The sequence below is a fragment of the Bacillus sp. FSL R9-9497 genome (assembly GCF_038005805.1).
Taxonomy (GTDB): Bacteria; Bacillota; Bacilli; order Bacillales; family Bacillaceae_G; genus Bacillus_A; species Bacillus_A cereus.
Genome location: NZ_JBBOTY010000001.1, coordinates 197692 through 224207, shown reverse-complemented (window position 1 = coordinate 224207; position 26516 = coordinate 197692). Strand labels below are relative to the sequence as shown.

The following is a 26516-nucleotide window of genomic DNA, read 5'->3' as shown; positions in this document are numbered from 1 at the left end:
TTTTTTGTGTATGTCACCTATTCACTAAGACGATTGTTTGGTCAGTGTGTCTTTTTGCCTTTGCTCCACAAGGCGATCTAAAGAAACATATACAATACCTGCAACTACACATCCTACAGCTAAAATTGTAAATAGAAAGTGACCAAGTAATCGATCTAATAAAAAACCTCCCAAAAGTGGACCAAATGCGCTTCCTGTAATCCACTGCAAACTTGCAGCTCCCATGTAAGTCCCTCTCAAATGCTCAGGGGCCAAATTTGCTACAAATGTCATCTGTACAGGCGACATAATCATCTCACCTAACGTATATATAGCATAAACGAACAGTAGTGTTATTAAAATAATTGTAGCATTTGTATTAAATTCTCCAAACCACTTCGGTAACCACCCTATAAAAAATAATCCAATCCCGAATAAACATGCACCGTATAACATCGTCTTCCCGACTGGTTTATCCGTAGCCCATTTTGAAATTTGAAACTGGAATAAAACAACTAATAGTCCGTTTAACGCCATTAAATATGGATATGGATTATTCGTTCCAAAAATACGCTTCATTTCATTATCAAAATGTAGTGGCAACATGCCTTCGGTTTGAGAAAACCCCATCGAAATGATAATACCTGCTAATAAGTAAATCATTAATGCCTTATCTTGCATTACAATTTTCCAAACTGCCCCAGATTCCTTTTCTTTATGTTCTTCCTTATCTGTCCTCTTTGGCATCGTCTCTTGAATAAGAAGTAATACAAGTAACGCATAAAATAGCATTGTAGAAGAGGCAATAATAAACACAAGGTTCTTTGACAACACAACTACTGATGCTCCCATTATCGGACCAATGGCAGCACCTATATTGTGTCCCATTCGTAATAAACCATATGCCTCTGTTCTTTTTTCTGGTGCCGTTACATCTGCGACCATAGCTGATGCAGCTGGATGAAATAAAGAATTACTCAACCCTAAAAAAATAGATAAAATCGCATATGGAATAAATCCTTCTATAAATAGAAAACCGAGCATTAATAATGCATTACTTGCCATAGAAAATATCATAATAGGCTTTCTTCCATATATGTCAGCAATTCTCCCTCCTATAAGTGATCCAAAGCTTGCAGCAATTGGAGAAAGCGCCATAATAACCCCAACTTCCAACAACGAATCTACCTTATCTTTTAAATATAATGCAAAAAAAGGCATTAACATCATCATTGCAATTCCATTTAACGTCTCTCCAATAAATCGAATCCATACGTTACGGTCCATCTCCCTTAACTCACGCCACGTATTTTTCATCATTTCACCCCTTTAGTTAGCCAACAATTATCTTATAATAAGTTCAGAAAAATGTAAATTTTCAAATAAAAAATCCATTCTAATTCTGTTAGAATGGATTTTTCCGCTTATAAATTTGCAACATCTTCTTCTTTTTTACTATTATTTAAAGCACTATGTTTTCGGCTATATAAGAAGTAAACCGCTATACCAATAACCATCCATATCCCAAAACTAATCCACGCTGTCCCCGATAATTGAAGCATTAAGTATAAACAGAAAATCACTGTTAATGCTGGTAAAAATGGTACAAGCGGAGCCTTAAATGCCCTTGGTAAGTCTGGATGAGTTCTTCTCATTACGATTACCGCAACAGCTACGAGTGCAAATGCTGACAATGTCCCCATATTTACAAGATGTGCTAAAACATTTAAATCTATTAATCCTGAAATCAGTGCCGCAATAATCCCCGTTGTCCATGTATTTAAAAATGGCGTTTTAAATTTCGGATGAACTTTAGCAAGACGCTTCGGCAGTAAACCATCTCGGCTCATCGCATAAGAAACCCGAACTTGCCCATACATCATAACTAGCATTACTGTTGTAATTCCTGTAATTGCTCCTACTGAAATTACCCCCGCTAAACCATCTTGTCCAATAAATTGAAGTGCAAAAGCAACTGGATCTGATATATTTAGCTGGCCGTATGGAACAATCCCTGTCAAAATAAGCGAAACAACAATATAAAGAACTGTACAAATTAATAACGATGCAATAATACCAATTGGTAAATCACGTTGCGGACGTTTCACTTCTTCTGCCGCTGTTGAAACTGCATCAAATCCTATGAATGCGAAGAATACTGTAGCCGCTCCAGCCATTACACCATCTAAACCAAATGGCATAAAAGGCGTCCAGTTTTCAGGTTTCACATAATTAAAACCAGCAAAAATAAAAATAAGAACAACTGCTATTTTAATAAATACCATAATGTTATTTACTCGTGCACTTTCACGAACACCCCTAGATAAAAGAACTGTCATCACTAAAATAATTAGAACTGCAGGTAAATCAATTATTCCACCCTTTCCTGTACCAGGAGCCGAGGAGAGAATAGTCGGAATGTGAATTCCAAACCCCTTTAATAAAGATTGAAAATATGCAGACCAACCGTTCGCTACAGCAGATGTAGCAAGTAAATATTCCAGCATTAAGTCCCAGCCAATTAAAAATGCGAACACTTCCCCCATCGTCGCGTATGTATACGTATACACACTGCCCGAGACAGGAACTGAAGAAGCAAATTCAGCATAACAAAATGCAGCAAAGGCACAAGCTAGAGCGGCAATCGCAAATGATAATATAATAGCTGGCCCAGAATGTTTCGCTGCCACAACACCCGTTAGAACAAAAATACCAGTTCCAACAATTGCTCCGATTCCAAGCATAGTTAAATCTAGCGCGCCCAATGTTCTTGCTAACGTTTTTTGCTTACTTTCTTGCATTAACTTTGCAATTGGCTTCTTTTGAAAAATTTGCTTCATCTTTCACTCCTCCAAGTTTTAAATTTTCTGAAAATTTTTAATTCGCTTTTTCATTTTACTCATTACGCTTTTCCTAGTCAATACTTTTGTCGAAACAAGTAGAAATTCTTCTAAATATGCACGATCCTTATTATTCTTTCTATATATCTTTCCATTATTTTTTTGGTATTATTATACATGTCGATTCCGTGAAAAAGGCATGCTCCCTTATTGAGAGCATGCCTTTTTTTACTTATTTCACAGTATATGAACCTTGTTCAATCCAGCTATACATATACTTTTCATCTTCTGTTTCATGTGCTTGTTTTACAATACGAAGCGGACGGAATGTGTCTATCATAACAGCTAATTCAAGCGTCTCTTTCTTCCCTATACTTGCCTCTGTTTTCCCCGGATGCGGCCCATGAGGAATCCCGCTCGGATGAAGTGTAATAGAACCTTCTTCCACACCTTTGCGACTCATAAAGTTTCCTTCTACATAGTAAAGAACTTCATCACTATTAACATTACTATGATAATATGGTGCCGGAATTGACTCTGGATGATAATCGTATAAACGTGGTACGAAAGAGCAAATAACAAAATTATGTCCTTCAAATGTTTGATGTACTGGCGGTGGCTGATGAATGCGCCCTGTAATTGGTTCAAAATCCTCTACATTAAATACCCACGGATATAAATAGCCATCCCATCCAACAACATCTAACGGGTGGTGTCCTAAAACATGTTTATGCATATAGCCTCTTGATTTTGTCATTACGACAAACTCGCCTTTTTCATCATATGTCTCTAATTTTTCTGGACCACGAAGATCTCTTTCACAAAACGGACTATGCTCTAACAATTGTCCGTATTCATTTCGATAACGACGCGGCGTTGTAATTTGGCTATTTGCCTCTACAACAAGAAACTTAGTCTCTCCTTCATCTGGAATAACACGATAAATCGTTCCAATTGGAATCGTTACATAGTCGCCTTTTCTATAGTGAATCGTTCCAAACATCGTTTCAATTTTCCCTGTTCCATAATGAACAAATAACATTTCATCGCCATCACCATTACGATAGAAATAATCCATTTTTTCTGTTGGACTCACTACTCCAATTAACAAATCTTCATTTCCAAGTATGAAATTCCGTCCACTTATTGCATCACCACTTTTTTTACTTTCTTTCGTTCGAAAGTGGCGATGAGAAAGAGCAACATCCTCTTCATACTGCAACTGACAAGAATGCGATAATGCAGAATGACCTACTTCTGTTGGCATATAATGATGATACAAAATAGACTGCGTACCAGAAAAACCTTTTGTTCCCATTACCTGTTCACGATAAAGCGACCCATCTTTTTTACGAAATTGTACATGTCGTTTATGAGGTAGTTCTCCCATGTGACGATAAAACATGCCCATCACCCGCTTCCTTTTCTTTTTTGATCGTATTACGTAGTGTACCTAAACCAGTAATCGACAGTTCTACAACATCTCCATCTTGTAGCCACTCTTCTGTACCCAGTTCTAAAATACATCCTGTTCCTAATGTCCCAGAACCAATCACATCTCCTGGATATAACGTAACGTCCTCTGAAGCACGTTCAATCATTTCAGCAAATGTATAGTAAATATCTTGGAAGTTTCCTTTTGATAATAGTTTTCCATTTACATGAGCAGTCATTTCTAAATTATATCGATCACCATTACGATAAACGTCTAATTCCTCTTTCGTAACGAGATGTGCTCCTAATGAAGTTGCAAAGTCTTTTCCTTTCGCTGGACCGAGACCTACTTTCATTTCTGTTGCTTGTAAGTCTCTCGCACTCCAGTCGTTCATAATACAATAACCAAAAATATATTCCTCTGCTTGCTCTCGAGAGATATTTCGCCCTTCTCTTCCTATTACGCAAGCAATCTCCAACTCATAATCAAGCTTTTTAGACTTTTTCGGACCAATTACAAAATCACCGGAACCAATTACAGCACGATGATTAGTAAAATAAAAAACCGGAATATCATACCATTCAGGCACAACATCTAATCCTCTTCGTCCGCGAGCTGTTTTTACATGTTGTTCAAATGCGTAAAAATCTCGAATACTACTCGGATTAGGAAGAGCAGCTGTCAATTGTACTTCTTCTAAAGCATATATACCCTTATTTGGATTCTTAATATTCCGCACTACTTCTACATACTCATCCGCTTTCTCTAAAAAATCCATCATAGAAGAAGGGATTTTCCCTTCACTAGCAAGATTCATATCTATTACTTTGTCACCTTCAAGCCATCCAGCCCGTAGTTCTTTTGAAGGAAGACGAAATGTAACAAATTTCATCCTGATTCCTCCTTATAAAAATGAAATTTCCACCAGCAAAGGGACTTTTGCTGGTGGATACAAATCTTATAAGTTTCCGCGACGCTCTTGTTCTCTTTCAATTGATTCGAATAACGCTTTAAAGTTTCCTTCACCAAATCCACGAGAACCTTTACGTTGAATGATTTCAATAAATAAAGTCGGACGATCTACAATTGGTTTCGTAAAGATTTGTAGTAAGTAACCTTCATCATCACGATCTACTAAGATCTTTAATTCTTTTAACTTATCAATTTCTTCATCGATTTTTCCAACTCGTGCAGTTAGCTCATCGTAATAAGTATCAGGTGTATCTAAAAACTCCACCCCATTTGCACGAAGCGCTTCAACTGTTTTAACAATATCACTTGTTAATAAAGCAAGATGTTGTACACCAGCTCCATTATAGAATTCTAGATACTCTTGAATTTGTGATTTTCTCTTTCCGTCTGCTGGTTCGTTAATAGGAAACTTAATACGACTTCCATTCGTCATAACTTTCGACATTAACGCCGAATACTCTGTACTAATATCGTCATCATCAAAATGAATCATTTGTTTAAAGCCCATAACATTCTCGTAATAACTAACCCACTCTTCCATTTTTTCAACATTACCAACTACATGATCAACAGCAATTAAACCAGACTCTTCAAATGGAATATTAAATTCTACCTTTTGGAATCCTGGCATAAATGCCCCTTTATAATTTTTACGCTCTACAAGCGTATGAATTGTATCACCATACGTACCAATAACTGCTTTTTTCAATGTACCGTCCTCATCTGTTAATTCCTGTGGTGGAGCAATTGCGACGGCACCACGTTTCACTGCTTCTGAGTATGCTTTATCAACATCATCAACAAGTAGTGCCACATCCTTCACGCCATCACCATGAGTCTTTACAAACTCTGCAATACGATTTTCACTACTTAAAGCTCCAGACACAACGAAACGCATATTTTTTTGCACAAGAACATAAGATACCTTTTCACGGTTTCCAGTTTCTAATCCAGAGTAAGCCACAATTTTGAATCCGAACGCTCTCGCAAGATAATAACTCGATTGCTTTGCATTCCCTACGTAAAATTCCAAATGATCTACATCACGTACTGGAAAAAAGTCCTCCATTTGTGCAGCTAGCGTATCCATAGATTTTTGTTTCATAATATCTTCATCCCCCTGTAAATAGATTAAATGGTCCATACTTAAAACCAACCGAAAACGCTTCCAACATTAATTAATAGAAATTAGTTAGCAAGCTAACAAATTCTGACCTTTAAAATTTTCTATCTTTTCTGTCAAATTCCTCTTTTTTTCTTACATATAAAATTCGACTTTTTTCTCTTTGAAATAAAGCGGGATTTTATTCAGTGGATTTTTGATTATTCGTTGAATCAAGTTTCAACCGCAGCGTTTAATTAGCATTGAATGCTGGATAATGAGGTAACTTTAATACTTGAAGGTATATAAGAAGAATATAAAAAAGACTCCAACATATTAACTACTTACTAATACGTTAGAGTCTTTATTTTTTTTGAATGATTGTATTTATATATCTCATACTAATACATTTGCAAGGAATAGAATAAATGATGTTAATATTACCGCTCCACCTAAGGATCCTAATAAATCTGTTTTTGTTACTTGAAACACTTGTTCACTGTTCATATCCCTCATTCTCCTTCCTTTTTTGTTTGATTTAAAACTTCTATTATACTAATACACTTGATAAAAATACGATTAATGCTGTTAATACTACCGCTCCACTTGCTGATCCTACGAAGTCACCTTTTGTTACTTGTAATACTTGCTCTTTCATATCATTTATCCTCCTTTTTTTCTTTTGTTACAAAGCTTCTATTATACTAATACGCTTGATAGAAATACGATTAACGCTGTTAATACTACCGCTCCACTTGCTGATCCTACGAAGTCACCTTTTGTTACTTGTAACACTTGCTCTTTCATATCATTTATCCTCCTTTTTTTCTTTTGTTACAAAGCTTCTATTATACTAATACGCTTGATAGAAATACGATTAACGCTGTTAATACTACCGCTCCACTTGCTGATCCTACGAAGTCACCTTTTGTTACTTGTAACACTTGCTCTTTCATATCATTTATCCTCCTTTTTTTCTTTTGTTACAAAGCTTCTATTATACTAATACGCTTGATAGAAATACGATTAACGCTGTTAATACTACCGCTCCACTTGCTGATCCTACGAAGTCACCTTTTGTTACTTGTAATACTTGCTCTTTCATATCATTTATCCTCCCTTTTTATAAGTTATCTATATGTAATTTCTAAGAAATGTTTATTTCATAGTTTTTATGTTAACGTTACATTAAATTTGATAACGTAACGTTTGTAACATTAATGTAACATAACTATTATTACGTTGCAATATAATTACGTAAAATTTATTACACTTTTTTTACGTTTTTTTATAATAACCCTCAAAAACCTTTATTTAATGCGTTTTTCACTAAGTTCACGTTTGTAACATCCGTGTAACATTACAGTCATAAAGTGAAATGTAGTCATATTCCTCTCTATTTTTGTTACAAATTGTTTATTTAGTGCCACTAAACCTATCTAATCTTTACTTACTTTTAATATGAGATAAAATACCGTCTTTCCAAGATAAGTTTATATGTTTCCTCTATATAACTATGTATAATAAAAACAAAGAGGTGGTCATTTTGAAATTAATCGCATTAGATATGGATGGTACACTACTATCATCTAATCTTGAAATCTCCAAAGAAAACCTACAAGCAATCCAAACTGCACAAGAAGCCGGTCATATTGTAATGATCTGTTCTGGTCGTGCGAAAGAGGATGCTTTAAAGCTATTGGAAGAATATAAATTATCTCTTCCAGTCGGAGCAAGCAATGGGGCTATTGTTTATGTGGATGGAAAAGTAATTAACTCGCGTTGTATACAAAACGACAAAGTGTACAAACTTGCAAAATTACTAGAATCTGAAGGTTTCCCATATAAGCTATATACGAATAAAGGAGTTTATTCTCCATATACATGGCAAGATCAAGTGATGCAAGCATTCGAAGAAAATAAGCATGCGCTTGATGTTACATTAGAGGAACTTGAACGAATTACAGAAAAGCAAAAGAAATCGAACCTAATTACTGATTTCAAAAAAATAGAAGATGTTGTGAATAACCAAGAACTAGAAATATCTAAATTCTTCATTTTAACGTTTAATGCAGCGCATCGCGCACAGCTATTAAGTATATTACAAGAAGATGCTGATATTATGGTTACAGCATCGGCTCCTACTAACTTAGAAATTATGGATAGGAATGGACATAAAGGAAACGGGATACAGCAGATGGCAGCTCATTTTAATATCCCTATTGAAGATACAGTTGCTATTGGTGATAATTTTAATGATGTACCAATGTTAGAAGTAGCAGGCTTATCTGTTGCAATGGGCAACGCTGAAGAAGATGTAAAAAAGCTATGTGATGTTGTAACACTAACAAACAATGAACATGGTGTTGCTCACGCAATCGAGCAATTTGTATTGAAACAAGCTTCATCTAGTATATAAAAAAAGGACTCTTTCAATCTCTGAAAGAGTCCCTTTTTTATACGTGATGACAAGCAACAAAATGCTCTGCACCAACATTACGGAATTCTGGTACTGTTTTTTTACAAACATCCGTTGCAAATGGGCAACGTGTATGAAAACGACAGCCCGAAGGTGGATTTGCTGGACTTGGAATATCCCCTTCTAGTATAATTCGCTCTCGCTTCACTGTTGGATCTGGTATTGGAACAGCTGATAACAATGCTTTCGTATAAGGATGTAGCGGATTGGTAAATAACTCATCACGCGGTGCTGTCTCCACAATCGTACCTAAATACATAATTCCGATTTTCGTACATAAATGTTCTACTACACTTAAATCATGCGAAATGAATAAATAAGATAATCCCTTTTTCTCCTGTAACTCACTAAATAAATTAATAATTTGTGCTTGGATAGATACATCTAGTGCCGCCACAGGTTCATCAGCTACAATGAATTCTGGATTTAATACCATAGCTCTTGCGATTACGATACGCTGACGTTGTCCACCAGAAAACTCATGGGGATACCGGTCAATATGATAAGGAGCTAATCCACATAACTCCAATACTTCAATTACCTTTTCACGAACATTTTCTTTCGTCGCTAATCCGTGGGCCAACATTGGCTCTCCAAGCGCTTCTCCAATTCTCATTCTCGGATTTAATGAACTAAATGGATCTTGGAAAACGAGCTGCATATTAGGGCGATGTTTTCTTAATTCATCCTTGGATAAAGAATGAACATCTTTCCCTTTAAACTTCACTTCTCCCTCCGTTTTTTGAACGAGGCGTAAAATTGTTTTTCCTATTGTTGTTTTTCCGCTCCCTGATTCGCCAACGAGACCAAACACTTCACCTTTATTAATAGTAAAACTTACTCCATCAACTGCTTTTACATGCCCAATTGTTCTACTAAATACGCCACCCTTGATTGGAAAATATGTCTTTAGGTTTTTTACCTCTAATAATGGTTCACTCATTGTTCCGCACGCTCCTCATATAACCAGCAAGCTACTTTATGATTTTCATCATTTACATTTAGATTTGGAGCTTCTTTTTCACATATTTCCATACAATGCTCACAACGCCCACTAAAGTAGCAAAACTCACCTAAACCAACTAAATTCGGAACTTGCCCTGGAATAGAATATAGTTTATCTATTCGTTTTCCCATTACTGGTTTTGATTTCAATAATCCTTTCGTATAAGGATGTTTTGGATTTTGGAATATCTCTAGTACTGGAGCTTCTTCAATAACTTTCCCGCCATACATAACGACAACATAATCAGCCATTTCCGCTACGACACCTAAGTCATGTGTAATTAATAAAATCGACGTTTTAAATTCTTCTTTCACTTGTCTTAGTAGATCCAATATTTGAGCCTGAATGGTAACATCAAGAGCTGTTGTTGGTTCATCCGCAATTAATAACTTAGGATTACAACTAAGTGCAACAGCAATCATAATACGTTGTAACATCCCGCCGCTCAGTTCATGCGGATAAGAATGGACGATTTCATCAGCGCGGGCTATGCCAACTTTACGAATTAACTCAATTGCCTTCTTATATGCTTCATTTTTACTAAGTAATTCATGCTCCCTTAACGTTTCTACAATTTGCTCTCCTACAGTGAAGACGGGGTTTAGCGATGTCATTGGTTCTTGGAAAATCATTGCAATATCATTACCTCGTAAACTACGAAGTTCTTTCTCTTTCATTCCTAAAAGACTTTTTCCTTCATATAAAATGTCTCCACCCACTACACTGCCTGATTCAGCAATAAGCCCCATAATAGATAAAGCTGTTACACTCTTCCCGCAACCTGATTCTCCTACTACACAAACTGTTTCCCCTTCTCGAACCGCAAAGCTAACATGGTTCACAGCCTTTACTGTCCCCTCGTCAGTTTGAAAATGTGTTTGTAAGTCTTTCAGCTCTACTACCGCTTTACTCATATCTTCTCACCTACCGTCTCATCTTTGGATCTAACGCATCACGAAGTGCATCACCAAGTAAATTAATTGATACAACTGTTATAAAGATTGCAAAACCGGGCGGAATCCATAACCATGGACGCTTTTGGAAATCGATTAATGAGTTAGCTGCGCTAATCATGTTCCCCCATGATGGTGTAGGTGGAACGACTCCGAGGCCTAAGTAACTTAGTGCGGATTCTCCCAAAATAGAACCTGCAACACCTAATGTGGATACAACAATTAAAATGGGTAAAACATTAGGTATTAAGTGATATATAATTTTCCGGTAATCTTTTATTCCTAACACATCCGCAGCTTGCATAAATGCTTGCTCCCTAAGTGATAAAATTTGCCCTCTTACAAGGCGTGCAAGCCCTGGCCAACCTACTAGACTTAAAATAATCATAATGACATACAAACGATAATCAGACGGTACTTTCCACTCTGATAAAATCGCACCCATTATAATAAGTAACGGTAATCCTGGCATTGACATTAAAATATCTGCAAGCCGCATAATAATATTGTCCACAATCCCACGATAAAAACCTGCAATCGCTCCTAATAAAGCTCCAAGTATAACCGATAAAACCATTGAAGCTAAACCAATGGTTAATGAAATACGTCCCGCTTGCATAAGCCTTGTTAAAATATCTCTTCCTAATTGATCTGTACCAAGCCAATGAGAAACACTAGGTGGTTTGTTAATGAGCGCAACTTGTATTTTCCCTGATGCATATGGAGAAAAGAACGGACCGATAAAACAAAATAAAAACATAAAAATTAATGCATAAAACCCTACAAGTGCCATCTTATTTTTCTTTATCTTTTTAAAAGCTTGTCGCCATGGTGATGATTCGCTTCTGCTCTTTTTTTCTTTTTTTTCTGTAATTACTGTAACAGTCTCCATTTCTTTCCCCCCTTACTTCAACCGAATTCTTGGATCAACAACTGCATATACGATATCTGCTAAAAAGTTTGAAACGATTGTTAAACAAGAAAGAAACATCGTAAATGCCATCAATACTGTATAGTCACGGAAATTTAATGCTTCTAATTGAATATTACCAATCCCTGGCCAGTTAAAAATTTGTTCAATAATAATTGCCCCAGAAAACAATCCCGGTAATTCAAATGCTAATAACGTAATTGCTGGTAATATTGCATTTTTTAATGCATGCTTATAAATAACCGTCTTCTCCTTCAAACCTTTCGCTCTTGCTGTTCGTATGTAATCTTGTCTTACAACCTCTAACATACTTGTTCTAAAATACCGAGTTAGCGAGCCGACCCCAAGAAGTGTCAAAATAAATACTGGTAAAATCATATGTTTTGCAACTTCTATCACGTAAGCAAATCCTGTTGAATTACTGCCAACATCAATCATTCCACCTATCGGTAATAACTTAAAGTCAACCGCAAACACCTTAATTAAAAACAAGCCGATAAAGAATGAAGGGAATGACATTGCTGCAAAAACACCGATTGTTACAAGTTTATCGAATAAAGAATGTTGTTTCGTCGCCGAGAATACACCGATAATAAGTGCAATTAGCCAAATAAAAAACAATGCAATAATTGCTACACTAAAAGAATTCCAAATAAATTTATTTAATAATGACGTTACAGGCTCTTGATATTGAAGCGAGAAGCCAAAGTCCCCTTGCAATGCATTACCTAACCAATGAAAATAACGCTCAACAATCGGTTTGTTCAACCCATATAATTCCCTCAGTTCAGCTGCTCTTTCCGGTGTAATTTTCGGGTTTGAATCAATATAATCCCCAGGAAGAAGTGCGAACAGGACGAAGATAATAATTGATGTACCAAGCAGTGTAGGAATCATTTGTAACAACCTACGAACAATATATGTTTTCACCCTTTTTCTCTCCAATCTTATGCTTAAAATAGAAGAACATTTTTTCAAAGCGGCACATTACTAACCGAATGAAAAAATGTCTTCTACTTATACATTCTTATCGTTATTTTTCAAATGATAATACCGGTAAGTTTGCACTAATACTGTTGTACTTTTCAGGATCAATTCCTTTTATATTCCCGTTATAACCAGTAATTGTTCTACGGTAGTTTAATAGAATTACTGGTGGATCATCACTTAATTCTTTATACAATTCTTTATAAATAGGTTTACGCTTTTCGATATCTACAGTTTCAATACCTTTTTGAATTAGCTCATCTACTTTTGCATTCTTATAACCAAGACTAGTTTCATTTGCAGTAGACAAATATTCACCAGCTGTTTCACTCGGGTCACTTGTAATCGGTGTCGAAACAGAAGCTAAATCATAATCTCCTTTGTTTACCTTAGAAAGCATCGTATTAAAGTCCATAAATTCAGGATTAAACTCTACACCTATTTCTTTATAATTCTCTTTCGCAATCGGAATTAATAAATCACTATCTTTAGCCGAACTTGGACCGAAATAAGAAAGTTTTAATTTTTGACCATCTTTTTCACGAATTCCATCCGAACCAACTTTCCACCCTGCTTCATCTAATAATTTTTTCGCTTTTTCTTTATCGTATTCGTATTTATTAACTCCTTCTTCCGTATAAGCCCAAGAAGTTGGATGAATTGGTACATTGGCTACTGTACCGTATCCTTTTAACGCTGTATCAACATATTTTTTGCGGTCTAATCCGTAAATAAGTGCTTGGCGAACCTTTTTATCCTTTAAGTAAGGCTTATTATTATTCATATAAATATAACTAAATGACGGCGCTGTTTCGATTTGGATATTTGCGAATTCTAAAGCCTTAGCCTGTTCAAGAACCTCATCACCGGTACCTAAGCCAGTATGGTCAACTTCTCCTGTTTGGAATAACTGAAGCTTCGTATCACCAGAAGTAATTTTATAAATAAAGTTTTGAATTTTTGGTTTACCCGCATAATAATTTTCGTTTGCTACAAAACGAACTTCTTGACCTGGAATATACTTTTCAAATTTATATGGACCCGCAGCTAATGGCTTTCCATATAAATCTTTTAAGTAATCTAAGCTTGTATTTTGCTTATAATCTTTTCCATAATAAGCTTTTGATAGTACTGTACCTCCTAAAACAAATATAGCTTGTGAATTCACTTTTTCAGTTGTAATTTTAATTGTTTGTTGATCAACAACTTGAATACCTTCAATTGAAGTTGCTTTTCCTTCTTTATATTCTTTACCACCTTTAACGGCATATTGAGAGATATCTACTTCACCTTCATATGCCTTATCATGTAAAAGCGTCAATGTGAAAGCTACATCATCCGCCGTTAATGGCGATCCATCACTAAATTTCAAATCTTTACGTAAATGGAATGTATATGTTAACTGATCAGAAGAAACGTCCCACTTCTCAGCTAATTCTGGAATTGGTTTCCCTTGTTTATCGGTTGATACGAGAGATGCAAAAATAACTGAAGTTACGTTTCCATCCCAACCATTTTGTTGAAAGTATGGTAAAAATACGCCGCCTGGCTTACTAATACCAACTACTAACGTATCTTTTCTATTCTTCGCTTTGTCTGGCACTTTCGTTTTATCTGTCGCAGCAATCTTTTCAATTTTCACACTTTTTAAATCCTGCTGTTTAACCGGCTCTGTAGAAGCCGCATCCTCCTGTCCCCCACAAGCAGATAACACAAGCGAACTACTCAGTAATACCGAAAATACACCAGCCCATTTTTTTGTCTTTTTCTTCATTGTCCCCACCCTAACTTTTCTTTTTTTAATAATTAAACCTTATGAACTGCTTGCCTTATGTATGCCTCCCACAGCAACATTTTATAGCCAATCGGAAAAGTCGGTTTTAATCGTAAAAAAATAGATGTTTTTGAGGGGTAACAATCTTATTCCGACCTTTCCGGTAGACTTTATGGTTATTAGCTTATATCTTCAGTTATATTTTGTCAATTCTTTCTAAATAAATATTTCAAGAATTTTTTTAAAATTATTATTCTATCTTTAATTTAGGTAAACTTAATAAAACTCCGTTATAGTCACCTTCTTATAATCCTTGAATTCGTGCATGATGTGTAGACACCATTTTGCTATTATTCAAGAAGATTACAGGCGGGGCTTCGCTTAACTCTTGATATAATTTTTTATAAATTTCCTTTCGCTTTTCAATATCCAACGTTTCTAATGCTTGCTTAGCTAATTCATCTACTTTCTGATTATAATATCCATCATAATTTCGTTTACTTGTTGAAATAAACTCTTCAATCGCTCTCTTTTATTTCTTATAAAAAAATTAAAAATTCACTTCTATTCGTTCAGCATGAAACATAGAATACTAATAACCAATTACCAAAAAGGGGGCGAAAATATGGACAACCTATTCCAATACGTCCTGCACTACGTATTATTAACAATTATGATAGTCGGAGCGCTATTACTATTCCCGTTCTTCCCAAAGTTCGTCCTCTTTTTAGCTTTTTTTATCATGCTCGGGATCGCTATTATAATTTCAACGAGAGAAGATGCCACGCAAAAAGAGAGCAGAGTTCAGCGCGTAAAGCTGTAACTTTGCTCTCTTTTTGTTTTCATTCACTAGTCTCTGTTACACATATTTATCCCGCTATTTGCCGTGCAGTAAGACCCCCACCTCAAAATTCAGCGAAAGCAAAAGAAGTTAGGTCAGGGTCGGGGTGCCCGTAAAAGCCCTCACTTTATCTCTCGGGAAATAATTAGCCTTTGTTTTTGTAATTACTCCTATCGAAAAACCACTAATGACATTTATTTTTCACCTTATCATTTTCATATGTTTCACAAACTATGCAAATTGAGGAAAATGGATTTATCTAAGTTACTGTTTCACGTGAAACACATCGCTTCATTTAACCTTTAAAGCAAAATATCATTATGAAGAAAGCCACTTCCTCCAGCAAAACTGAAAGGAAGTGGCTTTCTACTCATTACTCCACAATATTCTCTAATTCATTATATAAATCTGCTCGTAACAACTCTTTCTTCGTTTTTTCCTCATATAATTTTTCAAGTTTTTCAACATTAGCTACATGTTCCATTCCACATTCTATTGCATATATATCTTCTTCTACATGCATTAACTCATTTTCAATCTCTTCAAGATTCCTAGCTTCTTTCTCTTTTACAGGAACCGTTTCAACACTTTTTCTCCCTTGGCGTTTCTGCTTTATTACTTGCTTCTCAAGCTTTTCCTCCCACTTTTGACGAGCCCATGCATAATTTCCTGCAAACTCAAATAATTTGCATCTATCAATCCAGTACGTCTTTTCAAATAACTTATTTAAAAAATATCGATCGTGTGAAACAGCTAAAATCGTCCCGTTATATTGCTCAAGGGCTTCCTCTAAAACTTCCCTTGATTCAATATCAAGATGGTTTGTCGGCTCATCTAAAATTAGAAAATTGATGTCTTGATACATAAGTTGCGCAAGTCTTAATCTCATTTTTTCTCCACCGCTCAGTTGTGTTACTTTCTTAAACACCGCTGGACCATAAAATAAAAACTTAGCTAATATATGTCTTGCTTCTCCTTCTGTTACAGCCACATACTCTCTAAACGCTTCCAATACATTACTCTTCACATTTCCATACGTATGCTGTGATAAATAACCAATTTTGACACTACTACCAATGCGAATTTCACCAACGTCTGGATTTATTTCTTCTAATAGTAGTTTTAATAATGTAGTCTTTCCTGTACCATTACGACCAACGATAGCAGCACGCTCTTGAAAACGAACATGTAAATTCGCTTGTTCAAATAAAGGTCGGCCAGCAAAACCTTTACTCACTTCTTTCATTACAACAACATCTTTTCCGCTTCTCTCTTGCCCTTCAAACTGAAGACCCATCTGTTTTCTTTCTAAAATCGGCCTCTTTAATTTCTCTATACGCTCTAACGCACGTTCCATATTCCTCGCTCTTTTATGCAATCCTTCATTCGGAGGATTCGCTTGATTTGCCCATTCACGTAGGCGCTTAATTGCTTCTTTCATTTTCTTTATTTTCTTTTGCTGCTCTTGATAAGCTTGAAACTCTTGAAGTAACCTTTCTTCCTTCTCCTCAACGAACTGAGAATAATTCGTATGGTACACGTGAATCTCTCCATCTTCCAAATCCAAAATTTTCTTTACAACTTCATCAAGGAAATAGCGATCGTGTGAAATAACCATAACTGTTCCAGTATATTCTTTTAAAAACTTCTCTAACCATTCAACTGCAAACAAATCTAAATGATTTGTTGGTTCATCTAATAGAAGTAAATCTGGTTTCTGCAATAGCATATATGCAAGGCTTATTTTCGTCTGTTCTCCTCCACTTAATTCCGTAAATACTCTTGGAAATAAGTTTGTGACTTGTAAGCCATTTGCTACCTTCATTATATTTGCCTCTATTTCATAACCACCGAGAAATGCAAATTTTTCTTGAATTACTCCGTACCTCTCCATTAGCTTTTGCAAAGCAGATTGTTCCTGCTCCTCCGCCATATTTTTTTCTAGAGCATGCATTTCTTTTTCTAATTCCTTTTCTACTTTAAAAGCGGAACTCAATACATCATATACAGTCATGGCCTCATCAAACTTCGGAATTTGTGCGACATGACCAATACGTGTACCTTTCTTCATATGAATGGCTCCTGCATCCAAACTCTCCATTCCCGTTAGAAGCCCAAAGATTGTTGTCTTCCCACTACCGTTACGACCAACTAACCCAACACGTTCACCATTCTTTATTTCAAGCGATATATTTTCAAATATGATGTTTCCACCAAAAGATTTCGTTACATTATTTACACTACAAATAGTCATTTTCCGTACTCCTTTCAATATAAAAAACCATGAGAAAGAAACATTCCCCATGGTTTTCGGCATAGAAAAAGGAAGCCAAATAGCTCCCTTTTCACACGTTTATTAAAAATGGGTGAAGAGATTTCTATCGTTCAATAGTCACTATGCAATTGTTAAAAAAGGGCATACGTATCCCGTTAACAACTACATCATGAAAAATCGCACGACAAAAATAGATAAAATCTAAAAATTTGGCACGCGCAGCTAAAGAACGTTTCATCTCATGCACCCCTTTCGTACGGAATTTAATACTTACTTCTTTATTATACTTTCCAATTTCATGTTTGAATAGTCATTTTTCTGAAAATAATGAAGATAGACTAAACATTTCAATAAGTGACATCAAATCTTACAAAACTGTTATGTTCACGTAATGGAAAGCGATAGTACGAAAAGATGCCTCCCTATACAATAAAGATGTAAAACAAGAGAGACAAACACAAGGAGGAAACAAACATGATGAAAGAAATCGTAAAAGCAATCTTTGAGGTATTAGTGAACGGACAAGCAGTTGTAAAAGAATTAAATGAACTATAAAAAGGAGTGAAGAAATATGATGAACATGGTGAAAATGATTTTACACGCTTTAGTCGATGCAAAAGCAGTTAGCCAAGAATTAAACCAACAATAAAAAGGGGTATATGAATATGAAGAAAGCCATTATTATAATTGCAAGCACAGCAATTACTTTATACACAATAAAAAATAGAAAAAAGAAAAATAATGAAAATGTTCTATATTATCCATACACACTATTAGAGAAAAAATAAAAGACAAGGTACCCTATCGTAATGAGGATATCTTGTCTTTTATTTTTTCCATATTGTCTTTAGAGGATTTCCTTCTCCTTTTCCCGAATGTATTAAGCGGGATTTTTACACATATTTTAAAGGGGCATATATACAAATGGATACACAACAACTATATTTTTTAAACGATATCGGTAAACAAAAACCAGAAAGTATTCGGAATAGAAGCGCTGCATGTCCATTTTGCGATAAAGAACATTTAACGGATATTTTAGCAACTGATGGTTCTATTATTTGGTTAAAAAATAAATTTCCTACATTACAAGATACATTTCAAACGGTGCTGATTGAAACGGATAATTGCGAAAATCATATCGCAACATATACAGAAGAACATATGCGAAAATTAATGCAATTTTCTATTCAACATTGGTTACACTTACAGAAGAACGAAGAATTTGCATCTGTAATTTTATACAAAAATCACGGTCCATTTTCAGGTGGAAGTTTGCATCATGCACACATGCAAATTATCGGAATGAAATATGTAAATTATCTTGAAAATATTGAAGAAGAAAATTTCCAAGGGGTAATTGTTCAAAAAAATGAACGCATTGAGCTTAATATTTCAGAGCATCCCATTATTGGCTTCACTGAATTCAATATAATCATTGATAATATTTCATATATAGATGAAATGGCAAATTACATTCAGCAAACTGTACGTTACATACTGATAGATTTCCATAAAGGATGCAGTAGTTATAACTTATTCTTCTATTACTTAAATGGAAAAATCATTTGTAAAGTTGTACCTAGATTTGTCGTTTCACCATTGTATGTAGGATATAAAATACCGCAAGTTTCTACAAAACTAGAAGAGGTGAAAATACAACTCACGCAGTATTTCACGAAAGAAAAGGATGAAATTATTCATAAAAAAACAGAGTAGGTATAGAAAACCTACTCTTTAATTACACCTTTATTTCGATAGTACACATCTTCTAGTCCGATGTTATACTTCATGTTATTATCCGTCCACTCTGGCCCTAAATTCCCTGGCCATCCAGATGTATTCGCTATATATTTCAGTAATGCAAAATCAGTCAAACCTTTTTGCACCCCACGCTTATATCCTTTCATTAAATGCGGCATTGCAATTTGCGCATTTGTACGTGGATCTTTCAGCTCATCATCAGTTAAATGTTCTGGTGCAAGCCCGCCGCCGCGGTGTAGTTGAAACAATCCAAATGAAGTTCCATTATCTCCAACACTTCTTGGATTTAATCGACTTTCATGCTCGGCAATTGCAAGAGGTATCCATTCCGGAAGATTTACTTTCTTCGCTTCCTCTATAATGATTTGTTTCATCTGTTTTGCTTCTTCTGAATCAACATAGCTTGTTCCATTCACTAGCTTATCCATTCCTTCAGACTTTCCTTGGAAATATAAATATACTCCAAGAACAACTAAAAATCCTACAAAGAATTTCTTCACTACCTCTACCTCTTTCTCCGCTGAAATTTGTCCCCTTTCAGCCTTCTTCCCTTTACAATTACCCAAATTTCATCATTCTCTTACTCTTTTATCATAGCAAATAACTATACGTATTATCATCATGCTTTAGACCGATTTTGTGAAAAAACAGCTGGTAAATACGTGCAAAAATGTAACTTTCATAGACTATAACGCATTTTTTGTATATAATTGTAAATTGAATTCTAAATATAAACTAGGAGAATAATAATATGAAAAAATGGTTGCTACTCTTATTTAGTTTACTACTATTAATTCCTGTCCCTATTTCCGCACAAAAAAACGCAAATCCAAAAGCCCTTATTTTATACAGTTCGAACGATGATCAAATTACAAGTGATACCCAAATACTTAATACACAAGTAGGACATTTTACTAATAACATAACAATAAAAAACATAAAACAGTTAGCTGAAATAACTGATAAATCTTCATATACACATATTATTTACTTAGGTGAAAAACAAGAAGAACTTTCTACTGAAACAAAAGAATTTCTAGAAAGTTTCTCAGGGCCACTACTATTTTTAGGTCAAAATATAGAACAATTATCCAATCGTTTTTCGTTTATCACACTTAAAAATGAAGATATAAACTCTGATACAATTGAATATCCAACACGTAAAATAAAGAATACATTAGAGGAAGAACGATCAATTAAACATCTTGATACAACTGGAACAATTCTTGCCCACGCTTTAAAAGGGAAGAATCCTTATCCATTAATTGTGCAACAAAATAATTCTTATTACGTTGCAACGCCAAATCTCTTTGACTGGATGTCTCATTACATCGGTGAAGTGTTATTTTCTTACTTCGGACAAAAGCCAACGAACAATAAGGTAGAAGCTTATTTACGTCTTGAGGACGTCCATCCAGCCGCAGATATAAATCAATTAAAAGAAATTGCTACATTACTAAAAGAGAAAAAGATTCCTTACATGATCACTGTTATTCCTGTATATACAGATCCAGAGACAGGAAAAACACTACATTTAAAAGATAAACCCGAACTAGTCGATCTTTTACGCTCTATGCAAGATGAGGGTGCAGCAATTATTATGCACGGTTATACGCACCAATTTTATGATAGTGAAACTGGGGAAGGTTTTGAATTTTGGGACGTAAAGTCAGATCAACCAATTCGCCAACCGAAACATGAAAAACCAAAAACAAAAGATGCCTTTCCTAATATAGAAGCATATAATGCATACGTAAAAAAAGGGGAAGAATTTGAAGAAAAATATACAACTGAGCATATTGAAAAAGGCATTCAAGAACTTGTAGATGCTAAACTATATCCCGTCGCATTTGAAGCACCCCATTACACGATGTCTCAAAAAGGGTATGAAATATTATCAAGATACTTTTCAACTTATGTAGGACAACTACAGTTAAGTGATATAACTTGGAAATCCATGCACTCTCCGGCATATAGAAGTACACCATCATTTCTACATGGAATGAAATTAATGCCTGAAACAGTCGGTTTTATTGAAGAAGACAAGCCACAAGCTATCGCTAAAATGAAAGCAAATGCTTTATCTGTTGCTAAATTATCCGATGGGATTATTGGGGCATTTTATCATCCTTACTTAGGTGTGAAACCATTAAAAGAAGTATTAAAGGATCTAGAAAGTATTCCAAATATAGAATGGATTGATTTACAAAAGGAAAAAAATGAAGTAAAAATGAAAGATATTCATATTACGACGAATAAAGACGGCATTCACGTTGAAAAACCAACCAGTGCGAATGACATAATTGATTATATAAAGCAATATGGCTTCTTCCTTATACTGGGGTTCGTTATCATTGTCTTTCTTTTATTATTAAAACGTGCTAAAAAATTAGAATCCTAATAAAAAACCACCGAGCGGAACGCTTGGTGGTTTTTTTCATATATCAAACCGTGGCATTTTATTAAATAAATTCAACTTTTACTTTTTCCGTTACATTATGAAAATTATAATTCTCCTATCCTTTCAAATAAAATCGAATGGTATTTTCATATGTTGTTTCTGCAACCTGATCAACAGATATGTTTTTTATAACACTAATTTCCTTTAATACATCTCGAATCATTCTCGGGTGCGTCATAACATCGTCTTGAAATTCCCACGGTCCATCTGTTTCTACCATCATATATTCAAGCGGATAATACGAAACAATTTTTCTAATCTTCTCCTTATGTAAAACATCCGGTGTAATCGAAATATAATAACCATTCTTCATCATCCGTTTCATTGTTTCATCACTTCCTTTAAACCAATGGAAATGTGCACGTGAAACTTTATATTTCTCTAGCAAATCACATACAGTGTCAGCATCTTCATAAACTGCGTGTAATATAATCGGCAAATTATACTTACTAGCTAGTTCTATAAATTTTTTTAATACAGCTATGTATGAATCTACAGCAATGCTTTCATCTTCTTTCCTCAAATAATAGGGCAAACCTACTTCACCAATCGCAACAATTTCCTCTGCGTTCTGTTCAATAAGTTTATAAATCTGTTCACACTCTTCTTTATGAATCTGTTGCTCTGGATGAAACCCTATCGCTGGATATATAAAGGGATACTTCTTCGCTAAAGATAACGTTTCCTTACAAGATTGATAATTCATAGATACAGCAATAAGCCCCTTTATTTCATTACTATTTTCCACCTCTTTCAGTAATCTGTTCTTCTCTTCATCCTTATATTGATCAACATGTATATGACTATCAATCCATTTCATCTTTATGCCCCCATAAAAAAAACAAGAAAGGACTTCCTTTCTTGTTTTATCATCTATATTATTTAACAATTAAGTTTGTTATGATATCAAATAATCCAATACACACTACGGCAACAGTAAAGTAGCTACAGAAATCTTTAATTGGTAACTTCACTACTTCTTCTTTACGCATCCCATTTTTCTCCCTTCTTACTAGATCCCTAATTATTTTTCTATCTGTATCTATTATGCAAAAAATATGACAAATTTACTATCGAATTAACTTACGTAAACCTTACAATGTTGTAAGGTTTAAAAAAGGATCCTCATCTTTATTCAGATGAGGATTATTAAAAATTAGTTGGTTTTTCATTCTTCATTACAAACAGAAAGTAATACATTAAGACTTTCTAGTTACACTATATGAAAATTACTATCTTTTAACTATCGAATTACATTACAGAAGGCTTACATGTTTGTAAGTTATGTGTAATGTAATTCGATAGTTCCCCTTACTTATATTTCGTACAATAAAGTTAGAAAGTAAGCCAAATAAGAAGAACAATCACATAACCAAATTGCATTGCTAGTAGCTACTCTTCTTATACCTTTCACCCATGCTACTACAATGTACCCCCTTCCCCTTTATATAATAAAAAAGCCTTAGTCTATATGGACTAAGGCTTTTTTGCCAACCCTTAAAATACCCTTACCCAGTATTTTTATTTTCGACAAAAAATAGCTAGGGGTATATTTTACTATCTCATCGTTAAAAGTTTACTCTTCGCATTTATAGGAATATTTGCAACCTCAATCTCTTCAATCGATTCACCGTAACGTCCTTTTGCAAAAACCTTTAATGCTTCATCTCTCTTTAACATATGCTTAACCGTTTTCTTTATTTTCTGCTCTCTACCACGTTCATCGAATGCAATAAATTCATATTCATACCACTCATCACCAATATGCTGACCAATTGTATTCACAACCGTATAGTATTCTTTCGTCTTATAAAATGGATTATATTTATCGATAACCGGTCCAAGTTTCGTAGGCAGTAACATTACTACTATCACTATCATCGCTATTATAGTAGTGATCATTTTTTTCTTCATAATAAACATTCCTCCTCTTCAGGATATATATACATCCATTTTAAAAAGGGGGAATAAAATCTACTATTGAATCTCATTACATTACACTTACATTTTTGTAAGAATTAAAAAAGGTGAACGAATTTACTCGTTCACCTTTTAGCTTGCTTTAAAGCCACCGCCAAGTACATCACGTACATCATGTATAACAACGAAAGCATCTTCATCTACCCGGCTAATAACTTGTTTTAACTTAACAAGCTCTTGTTTATTAATAACAACATATAAAACTTCTTTATTTTTACCAGTATATCCGCCGCGCCCTTCTAATACAGTAACACCGCGTGTCATATTTTTCGTAATAGCTTCACGAATTAAATCTGGTTGATTCGAAATAATCGTAACAGCCGTTTTTGTATCCATTCCTTCTACAATGAAATCAATCACCTTCGCTCCGATGAACACAGCTACAAGTGTATACATTGCCTTTTCTTGCCCTATTATAAATACAGAACCAGCAATTACAACAATATCAATAATTAGTACGCCTTTACCTACGCTCCAACCTAAATATTGATTTGCTAACCGAGCTAAGATTGCTGATCCTCCCGATGTACCTCCGGCTTTGAACATACAGCCTAATCCAATACCCACAAATAAACCAGCAAATAAAGCTGCTAATAATGTATCACTATTTACATGATACTCAATATGTTCTGTAACGTATAAAAACAAAGATGTTTCTACAATCCCTAAAATTGTATAAATCATTGTTTTCTTATCAAAAAATTTATAACCAACAGCTAGTAAAATTGCATTTATGGCAAAGTTCACAATTCCTGGTGACCAATCAAATAAGTAGTACGTAACAACCGTTAAACCAATAATTCCACCTTCCGATAAACGGTTTGGAATTGCAAAGTAATTAATACCAATTGCGAATAATAATGAACCAATTGTAATTAGTGTTATTTCCTTTATACGTTGATTAACCATAGTTCATCCCCTCCCCCCATTTGACATTGTATCACTATCTCCTAGAGGTTTAGAAGTGGTTTTTATTCCGCATTTCCCCTCTTAAAAATTGAAATATTATGTTTAAACAGAGGGTTGATTAATTATTCATATTTGCTCTAACTGCACGGACAAATTGCTCCACATTCCCTTTCTGAATATACTTAGCGCGAATGGTTTCATGATTACAAGTAAACTCAAAGTACGGATGAAAATCTATGCTATCTATATGCAAATATGAGTACTCTTTAAATGTTGAAGGATAGTACGGAAATTCCCCGTAAAAAAGGAGACGTCTAGTAGTGGCAACAAAAACCCCATGTTGATACGATAATATAAAATTATCCTTCTCAAATATCCCTACCACAAAAACCAAAATCTTTTCATCATCATCTACATACTTTTTCATACTCGATAAAAGTTCATTCATGCATATTCCTCCAAATTCTATTCACTGCTTTAACACTTGAAAAGAATCCATGGATATTACAGACCGGTTTAACTCCTTTATAAAGTATGAAACGCGTTTCCTGTCAAAGATATTTCAAAAAAATAATCCGTTATGCGATTATACACATAACGGATTAAAATTAAACCGTAGAGCGTTCCACAAGTTCGTATGGAATTTCCAGCTTTTCTTGTTCAGAACTCTCGTCATTCACTTTTCTATGCAACATTTCAAAAGCAGTTTTCCCTATCTCCTTTAAATTTTGATCAATAGTTGTCAATTGTAACACTTGCGAGATAGGTTGATTATCAAAGCCAATAATCGCTAAATCCTCAGGAACTTGAATCCCTAATTTTTCAACCTCTGTCATAACCCCAATCGCAACTTCATCACCTGCTACTATTAATGCTTCAGGAAGATCCTGCATCTCTTTTAACTTATGAGCCACTTTTACACCATCTTCTAGTGTAAAACATTCTGTAAAAATCCATTCTTCATTAACCTCTTCGTCTATAGATTGCAATTGCTGTTTATAAACATCAAAACGCTTTTGACTACTCGGCCCTAATTTTCTTCCCGTACAATAACCAATTTTTTTATAACCTTTCTCAATCAAATAATCCATTCCTAATTGAAAGGCCGCTGAATGATTCGTATATACACTTGAGATGTTTGAAATATCATTGTCTTCACAAGCAATTATTGTGCCGTAAGAAGCATACGGTTCTATCGTTTCCCAATCATTTGCACGGGAACAAATAATAAGACCATCCAATTGTTTTGTTTTTAACATATGTAAACTTTTCATTTCTTCTTTTTTATTATAATTCGTTTGGCAAAGTAACACTCTGTAATTATGAGTTAACGCAATCTCCATCATTCCGCTCACCATCGCATCAAAACACGGATGATTAATATACGGTAAAATCACACCAACAATATTCGTCTTTCCTTTTGATAAATGAACAGCATTTGCGTTTTGCGAGTAATTCAATTTCTCAACTATCTCTATAACCGCTTTTCTTTTTTCTTCACTTACATATGGGTGATCATTCAACACTCTCGAAACAGTCGTAACTGAAACTCCCGCCATCTTTGCGATATCTTTAATATTAGCCATACACTCACCTCTATCTTTAAGTTAATGAATCTCATGAACATATGTCAAATCTTCTTATCATTACACCTTCATTCATTTCTCTTACAAAAGTGTAATTTTTTTGTAAGCTAATTCGATAGTGACTTTCGGCAACATTTCATACAATTAAGTCAGAAACAAGGTAACAACCATTCGAAAAGGAGCGGATTAATATGATGAACAAAATGAAAACGAACAATTTCTTACATACAATGGGCATGGTA

The 26516-nt window shown here is 34.7% G+C and carries 28 protein-coding genes and 1 pseudogene; 5 read left to right on the top strand and 24 right to left on the bottom strand.

Translation table 11 applies throughout. The features are described 5' to 3' along the window. Positions 1-24: 24 nt before the first annotated feature. From MKY21_RS01285 to MKY21_RS01240, 10 genes are all read right to left on the bottom strand, one after another. Positions 25-1296: an MDR family MFS transporter gene (locus tag MKY21_RS01285; protein WP_000799719.1), complete on the bottom strand. Its 1272-nt coding sequence runs from the start codon at positions 1294-1296 to the stop codon at positions 25-27. Positions 1297-1403: 107 nt separating this feature from the next. Further along, positions 1404-2819, bottom strand: coding sequence for an amino acid permease (locus tag MKY21_RS01280; RefSeq protein ID WP_000809361.1), 1416 nt, complete (start codon positions 2817-2819; stop codon positions 1404-1406). Between the two features lie 232 nt (positions 2820-3051). After that, a complete protein-coding gene (locus tag MKY21_RS01275; RefSeq protein ID WP_013141710.1) occupies positions 3052-4224 on the bottom strand; it encodes a homogentisate 1,2-dioxygenase in 1173 nt (390 codons plus the stop codon). Further along, positions 4190-5146: a fumarylacetoacetate hydrolase family protein gene (locus MKY21_RS01270; RefSeq protein WP_341075271.1), complete on the bottom strand. Its 957-nt coding sequence runs from the start codon at positions 5144-5146 to the stop codon at positions 4190-4192. Before MKY21_RS01270 ends, MKY21_RS01275 begins: the two co-directional genes overlap by 35 nt. A gap of 66 nt (positions 5147-5212) precedes the next feature. After that, positions 5213-6331 carry a 4-hydroxyphenylpyruvate dioxygenase gene (gene hppD / locus MKY21_RS01265; protein ID WP_000810922.1) on the bottom strand — a complete coding sequence of 373 codons (1119 nt, stop codon included), beginning with the start codon at positions 6329-6331 and terminating at the stop codon, positions 5213-5215. 393 nt (positions 6332-6724) lie between these two features. Then, positions 6725-6835 (bottom strand): DUF3948 family protein, encoded by a 111-nt coding sequence (locus tag MKY21_RS01260; RefSeq protein ID WP_001083690.1) that lies wholly within the window; start codon positions 6833-6835, stop codon positions 6725-6727. Between the two features lie 43 nt (positions 6836-6878). After that, positions 6879-6986, bottom strand: a complete 108-nt coding sequence (locus MKY21_RS01255) for a DUF3948 family protein (protein ID WP_000664237.1) — start codon at positions 6984-6986, stop codon at positions 6879-6881. A 41-nt stretch (positions 6987-7027) separates the two neighbouring features. Beyond that, entirely contained in the window at positions 7028-7135 is a 108-nt protein-coding gene (locus MKY21_RS01250) for a DUF3948 family protein (protein WP_000664237.1), read from the bottom strand. 41 nt (positions 7136-7176) lie between these two features. Then, the gene (locus MKY21_RS01245; RefSeq protein ID WP_000664237.1) at positions 7177-7284 is read right to left on the bottom strand and encodes a DUF3948 family protein; all 108 of its coding nucleotides are present in this window, start codon (positions 7282-7284) and stop codon (positions 7177-7179) included. A 41-nt stretch (positions 7285-7325) separates the two neighbouring features. Further along, positions 7326-7433: a DUF3948 family protein gene (locus tag MKY21_RS01240; protein ID WP_000664237.1), complete on the bottom strand. Its 108-nt coding sequence runs from the start codon at positions 7431-7433 to the stop codon at positions 7326-7328. 441 nt (positions 7434-7874) lie between these two features. Between MKY21_RS01240 and MKY21_RS01235 the strand changes: the two genes are divergently transcribed. Beyond that, positions 7875-8747: a Cof-type HAD-IIB family hydrolase gene (locus MKY21_RS01235; RefSeq protein ID WP_000766423.1), complete on the top strand. Its 873-nt coding sequence runs from the start codon at positions 7875-7877 to the stop codon at positions 8745-8747. A gap of 37 nt (positions 8748-8784) precedes the next feature. On the opposite strand, the gene MKY21_RS01230 is transcribed toward MKY21_RS01235, so the two are convergent. The 6 genes and pseudogenes from MKY21_RS01230 to MKY21_RS01205 all read right to left on the bottom strand — a co-directional run. Next, positions 8785-9750 carry an ABC transporter ATP-binding protein gene (locus MKY21_RS01230; RefSeq protein ID WP_001294519.1) on the bottom strand — a complete coding sequence of 322 codons (966 nt, stop codon included), beginning with the start codon at positions 9748-9750 and terminating at the stop codon, positions 8785-8787. Beyond that, the gene (locus MKY21_RS01225) at positions 9747-10727 is read right to left on the bottom strand and encodes an ABC transporter ATP-binding protein (RefSeq protein WP_000030767.1); all 981 of its coding nucleotides are present in this window, start codon (positions 10725-10727) and stop codon (positions 9747-9749) included. Before MKY21_RS01225 ends, MKY21_RS01230 begins: the two co-directional genes overlap by 4 nt. Positions 10728-10737: 10 nt before the next feature. Further along, the gene (gene opp4C / locus MKY21_RS01220) at positions 10738-11658 is read right to left on the bottom strand and encodes an oligopeptide ABC transporter permease (protein WP_000451080.1); all 921 of its coding nucleotides are present in this window, start codon (positions 11656-11658) and stop codon (positions 10738-10740) included. 12 nt (positions 11659-11670) lie between these two features. Beyond that, entirely contained in the window at positions 11671-12627 is a 957-nt protein-coding gene (locus MKY21_RS01215) for an ABC transporter permease (protein ID WP_000860748.1), read from the bottom strand. A 103-nt stretch (positions 12628-12730) separates the two neighbouring features. Continuing rightward, positions 12731-14458, bottom strand: coding sequence for an ABC transporter substrate-binding protein (locus MKY21_RS01210; RefSeq protein WP_000730665.1), 1728 nt, complete (start codon positions 14456-14458; stop codon positions 12731-12733). Positions 14459-14762: 304 nt separating this feature from the next. Continuing rightward, positions 14763-14981: pseudogene (locus MKY21_RS01205) on the bottom strand (ABC transporter substrate-binding protein); the annotation flags it as partial. A gap of 102 nt (positions 14982-15083) precedes the next feature. Between MKY21_RS01205 and MKY21_RS01200 the strand changes: the two are divergent. Beyond that, complete coding sequence (locus MKY21_RS01200) at positions 15084-15281, top strand: hypothetical protein (RefSeq protein WP_000369254.1); 198 nt, start codon at positions 15084-15086, stop codon at positions 15279-15281. Positions 15282-15672: 391 nt separating this feature from the next. Here the strand turns inward: MKY21_RS01200 and abc-f are convergent, their stop codons facing one another. Together abc-f and MKY21_RS01190 are read right to left on the bottom strand one after the other, a co-directional pair. After that, on the bottom strand, positions 15673-17553 hold the full coding sequence (gene abc-f / locus MKY21_RS01195) for a ribosomal protection-like ABC-F family protein (protein WP_000150884.1): 1881 nt from the start codon (positions 17551-17553) through the stop codon (positions 15673-15675). Between the two features lie 124 nt (positions 17554-17677). Then, positions 17678-17812, bottom strand: a complete 135-nt coding sequence (locus MKY21_RS01190) for an RAxF-45 family protein (protein ID WP_000830643.1) — start codon at positions 17810-17812, stop codon at positions 17678-17680. A gap of 421 nt (positions 17813-18233) precedes the next feature. Here MKY21_RS01190 and MKY21_RS01185 point away from each other — a divergent pair, with 421 nt between their 5' ends. Together MKY21_RS01185 and MKY21_RS01180 are read left to right on the top strand one after the other, a co-directional pair. Beyond that, entirely contained in the window at positions 18234-18362 is a 129-nt protein-coding gene (locus MKY21_RS01185) for a hypothetical protein (protein WP_001998915.1), read from the top strand. A 136-nt stretch (positions 18363-18498) separates the two neighbouring features. Further along, positions 18499-19293, top strand: a complete 795-nt coding sequence (locus MKY21_RS01180; RefSeq protein ID WP_001998916.1) for a DUF4931 domain-containing protein — start codon at positions 18499-18501, stop codon at positions 19291-19293. An 11-nt stretch (positions 19294-19304) separates the two neighbouring features. On the opposite strand, the gene MKY21_RS01175 is transcribed toward MKY21_RS01180, so the two are convergent. Next, positions 19305-19838, bottom strand: a complete 534-nt coding sequence (locus MKY21_RS01175; RefSeq protein ID WP_000713249.1) for a transglycosylase SLT domain-containing protein — start codon at positions 19836-19838, stop codon at positions 19305-19307. Between the two features lie 251 nt (positions 19839-20089). Between MKY21_RS01175 and MKY21_RS01170 the strand changes: the two genes are divergently transcribed. After that, on the top strand, positions 20090-21739 hold the full coding sequence (locus MKY21_RS01170) for a DUF2334 domain-containing protein (RefSeq protein WP_044795055.1): 1650 nt from the start codon (positions 20090-20092) through the stop codon (positions 21737-21739). A gap of 115 nt (positions 21740-21854) precedes the next feature. Here MKY21_RS01170 and MKY21_RS01165 read toward each other — a convergent pair whose 3' ends face one another. The 5 genes from MKY21_RS01165 to MKY21_RS01145 form a co-directional block, all read right to left on the bottom strand. Continuing rightward, a complete protein-coding gene (locus MKY21_RS01165; protein ID WP_341075266.1) occupies positions 21855-22619 on the bottom strand; it encodes a TatD family hydrolase in 765 nt (254 codons plus the stop codon). Positions 22620-23356: 737 nt separating this feature from the next. Next, complete coding sequence (locus MKY21_RS01160) at positions 23357-23713, bottom strand: YxeA family protein (RefSeq protein ID WP_000728422.1); 357 nt, start codon at positions 23711-23713, stop codon at positions 23357-23359. Positions 23714-23851: 138 nt separating this feature from the next. Next, entirely contained in the window at positions 23852-24688 is an 837-nt protein-coding gene (locus MKY21_RS01155; protein ID WP_000248046.1) for a YitT family protein, read from the bottom strand. 118 nt (positions 24689-24806) lie between these two features. Continuing rightward, entirely contained in the window at positions 24807-25136 is a 330-nt protein-coding gene (locus MKY21_RS01150; RefSeq protein WP_001004249.1) for a PH domain-containing protein, read from the bottom strand. A gap of 160 nt (positions 25137-25296) precedes the next feature. Further along, positions 25297-26274, bottom strand: coding sequence for a LacI family DNA-binding transcriptional regulator (locus MKY21_RS01145; protein WP_001273898.1), 978 nt, complete (start codon positions 26272-26274; stop codon positions 25297-25299). Positions 26275-26516 lie beyond the last annotated feature (242 nt).

What these genes read in the sequence shown, in the direction of transcription:
- MKY21_RS01260 (WP_001083690.1), bottom strand. Translation starts at nt 6,835, where the DNA reads ATGAACAGTGAACAAGTGTTTCAAGTAACAAAAACAGATTTATTAGGA.
- MKY21_RS01180 (WP_001998916.1), top strand. Translation starts at nt 18,499, where the DNA reads ATGGATACACAACAACTATATTTTTTAAACGATATCGGTAAACAAAAA.
- hppD (WP_000810922.1), bottom strand. Translation starts at nt 6,331, where the DNA reads ATGAAACAAAAATCTATGGATACGCTAGCTGCACAAATGGAGGACTTT.
- MKY21_RS01145 (WP_001273898.1), bottom strand. Translation starts at nt 26,274, where the DNA reads ATGGCTAATATTAAAGATATCGCAAAGATGGCGGGAGTTTCAGTTACG.
- MKY21_RS01155 (WP_000248046.1), bottom strand. Translation starts at nt 24,688, where the DNA reads ATGGTTAATCAACGTATAAAGGAAATAACACTAATTACAATTGGTTCA.
- MKY21_RS01210 (WP_000730665.1), bottom strand. Translation starts at nt 14,458, where the DNA reads ATGAAGAAAAAGACAAAAAAATGGGCTGGTGTATTTTCGGTATTACTG.
- opp4C (WP_000451080.1), bottom strand. Translation starts at nt 11,658, where the DNA reads ATGGAGACTGTTACAGTAATTACAGAAAAAAAAGAAAAAAAGAGCAGA.
- MKY21_RS01275 (WP_013141710.1), bottom strand. Translation starts at nt 4,224, where the DNA reads ATGTTTTATCGTCACATGGGAGAACTACCTCATAAACGACATGTACAA.
- MKY21_RS01240 (WP_000664237.1), bottom strand. Translation starts at nt 7,433, where the DNA reads ATGAAAGAGCAAGTATTACAAGTAACAAAAGGTGACTTCGTAGGATCA.
- MKY21_RS01200 (WP_000369254.1), top strand. Translation starts at nt 15,084, where the DNA reads ATGGACAACCTATTCCAATACGTCCTGCACTACGTATTATTAACAATT.
- MKY21_RS01190 (WP_000830643.1), bottom strand. Translation starts at nt 17,812, where the DNA reads ATGAAACGTTCTTTAGCTGCGCGTGCCAAATTTTTAGATTTTATCTAT.
- MKY21_RS01285 (WP_000799719.1), bottom strand. Translation starts at nt 1,296, where the DNA reads ATGAAAAATACGTGGCGTGAGTTAAGGGAGATGGACCGTAACGTATGG.
- MKY21_RS01225 (WP_000030767.1), bottom strand. Translation starts at nt 10,727, where the DNA reads ATGAGTAAAGCGGTAGTAGAGCTGAAAGACTTACAAACACATTTTCAA.
- MKY21_RS01255 (WP_000664237.1), bottom strand. Translation starts at nt 6,986, where the DNA reads ATGAAAGAGCAAGTATTACAAGTAACAAAAGGTGACTTCGTAGGATCA.
- MKY21_RS01280 (WP_000809361.1), bottom strand. Translation starts at nt 2,819, where the DNA reads ATGAAGCAAATTTTTCAAAAGAAGCCAATTGCAAAGTTAATGCAAGAA.
- MKY21_RS01170 (WP_044795055.1), top strand. Translation starts at nt 20,090, where the DNA reads ATGAAAAAATGGTTGCTACTCTTATTTAGTTTACTACTATTAATTCCT.
- MKY21_RS01160 (WP_000728422.1), bottom strand. Translation starts at nt 23,713, where the DNA reads ATGAAGAAAAAAATGATCACTACTATAATAGCGATGATAGTGATAGTA.
- MKY21_RS01150 (WP_001004249.1), bottom strand. Translation starts at nt 25,136, where the DNA reads ATGAATGAACTTTTATCGAGTATGAAAAAGTATGTAGATGATGATGAA.
- MKY21_RS01245 (WP_000664237.1), bottom strand. Translation starts at nt 7,284, where the DNA reads ATGAAAGAGCAAGTGTTACAAGTAACAAAAGGTGACTTCGTAGGATCA.
- MKY21_RS01270 (WP_341075271.1), bottom strand. Translation starts at nt 5,146, where the DNA reads ATGAAATTTGTTACATTTCGTCTTCCTTCAAAAGAACTACGGGCTGGA.
- MKY21_RS01250 (WP_000664237.1), bottom strand. Translation starts at nt 7,135, where the DNA reads ATGAAAGAGCAAGTGTTACAAGTAACAAAAGGTGACTTCGTAGGATCA.
- abc-f (WP_000150884.1), bottom strand. Translation starts at nt 17,553, where the DNA reads ATGACTATTTGTAGTGTAAATAATGTAACGAAATCTTTTGGTGGAAAC.
- MKY21_RS01185 (WP_001998915.1), top strand. Translation starts at nt 18,234, where the DNA reads ATGAATATGAAGAAAGCCATTATTATAATTGCAAGCACAGCAATTACT.
- MKY21_RS01230 (WP_001294519.1), bottom strand. Translation starts at nt 9,750, where the DNA reads ATGAGTGAACCATTATTAGAGGTAAAAAACCTAAAGACATATTTTCCA.
- MKY21_RS01165 (WP_341075266.1), bottom strand. Translation starts at nt 22,619, where the DNA reads ATGAAATGGATTGATAGTCATATACATGTTGATCAATATAAGGATGAA.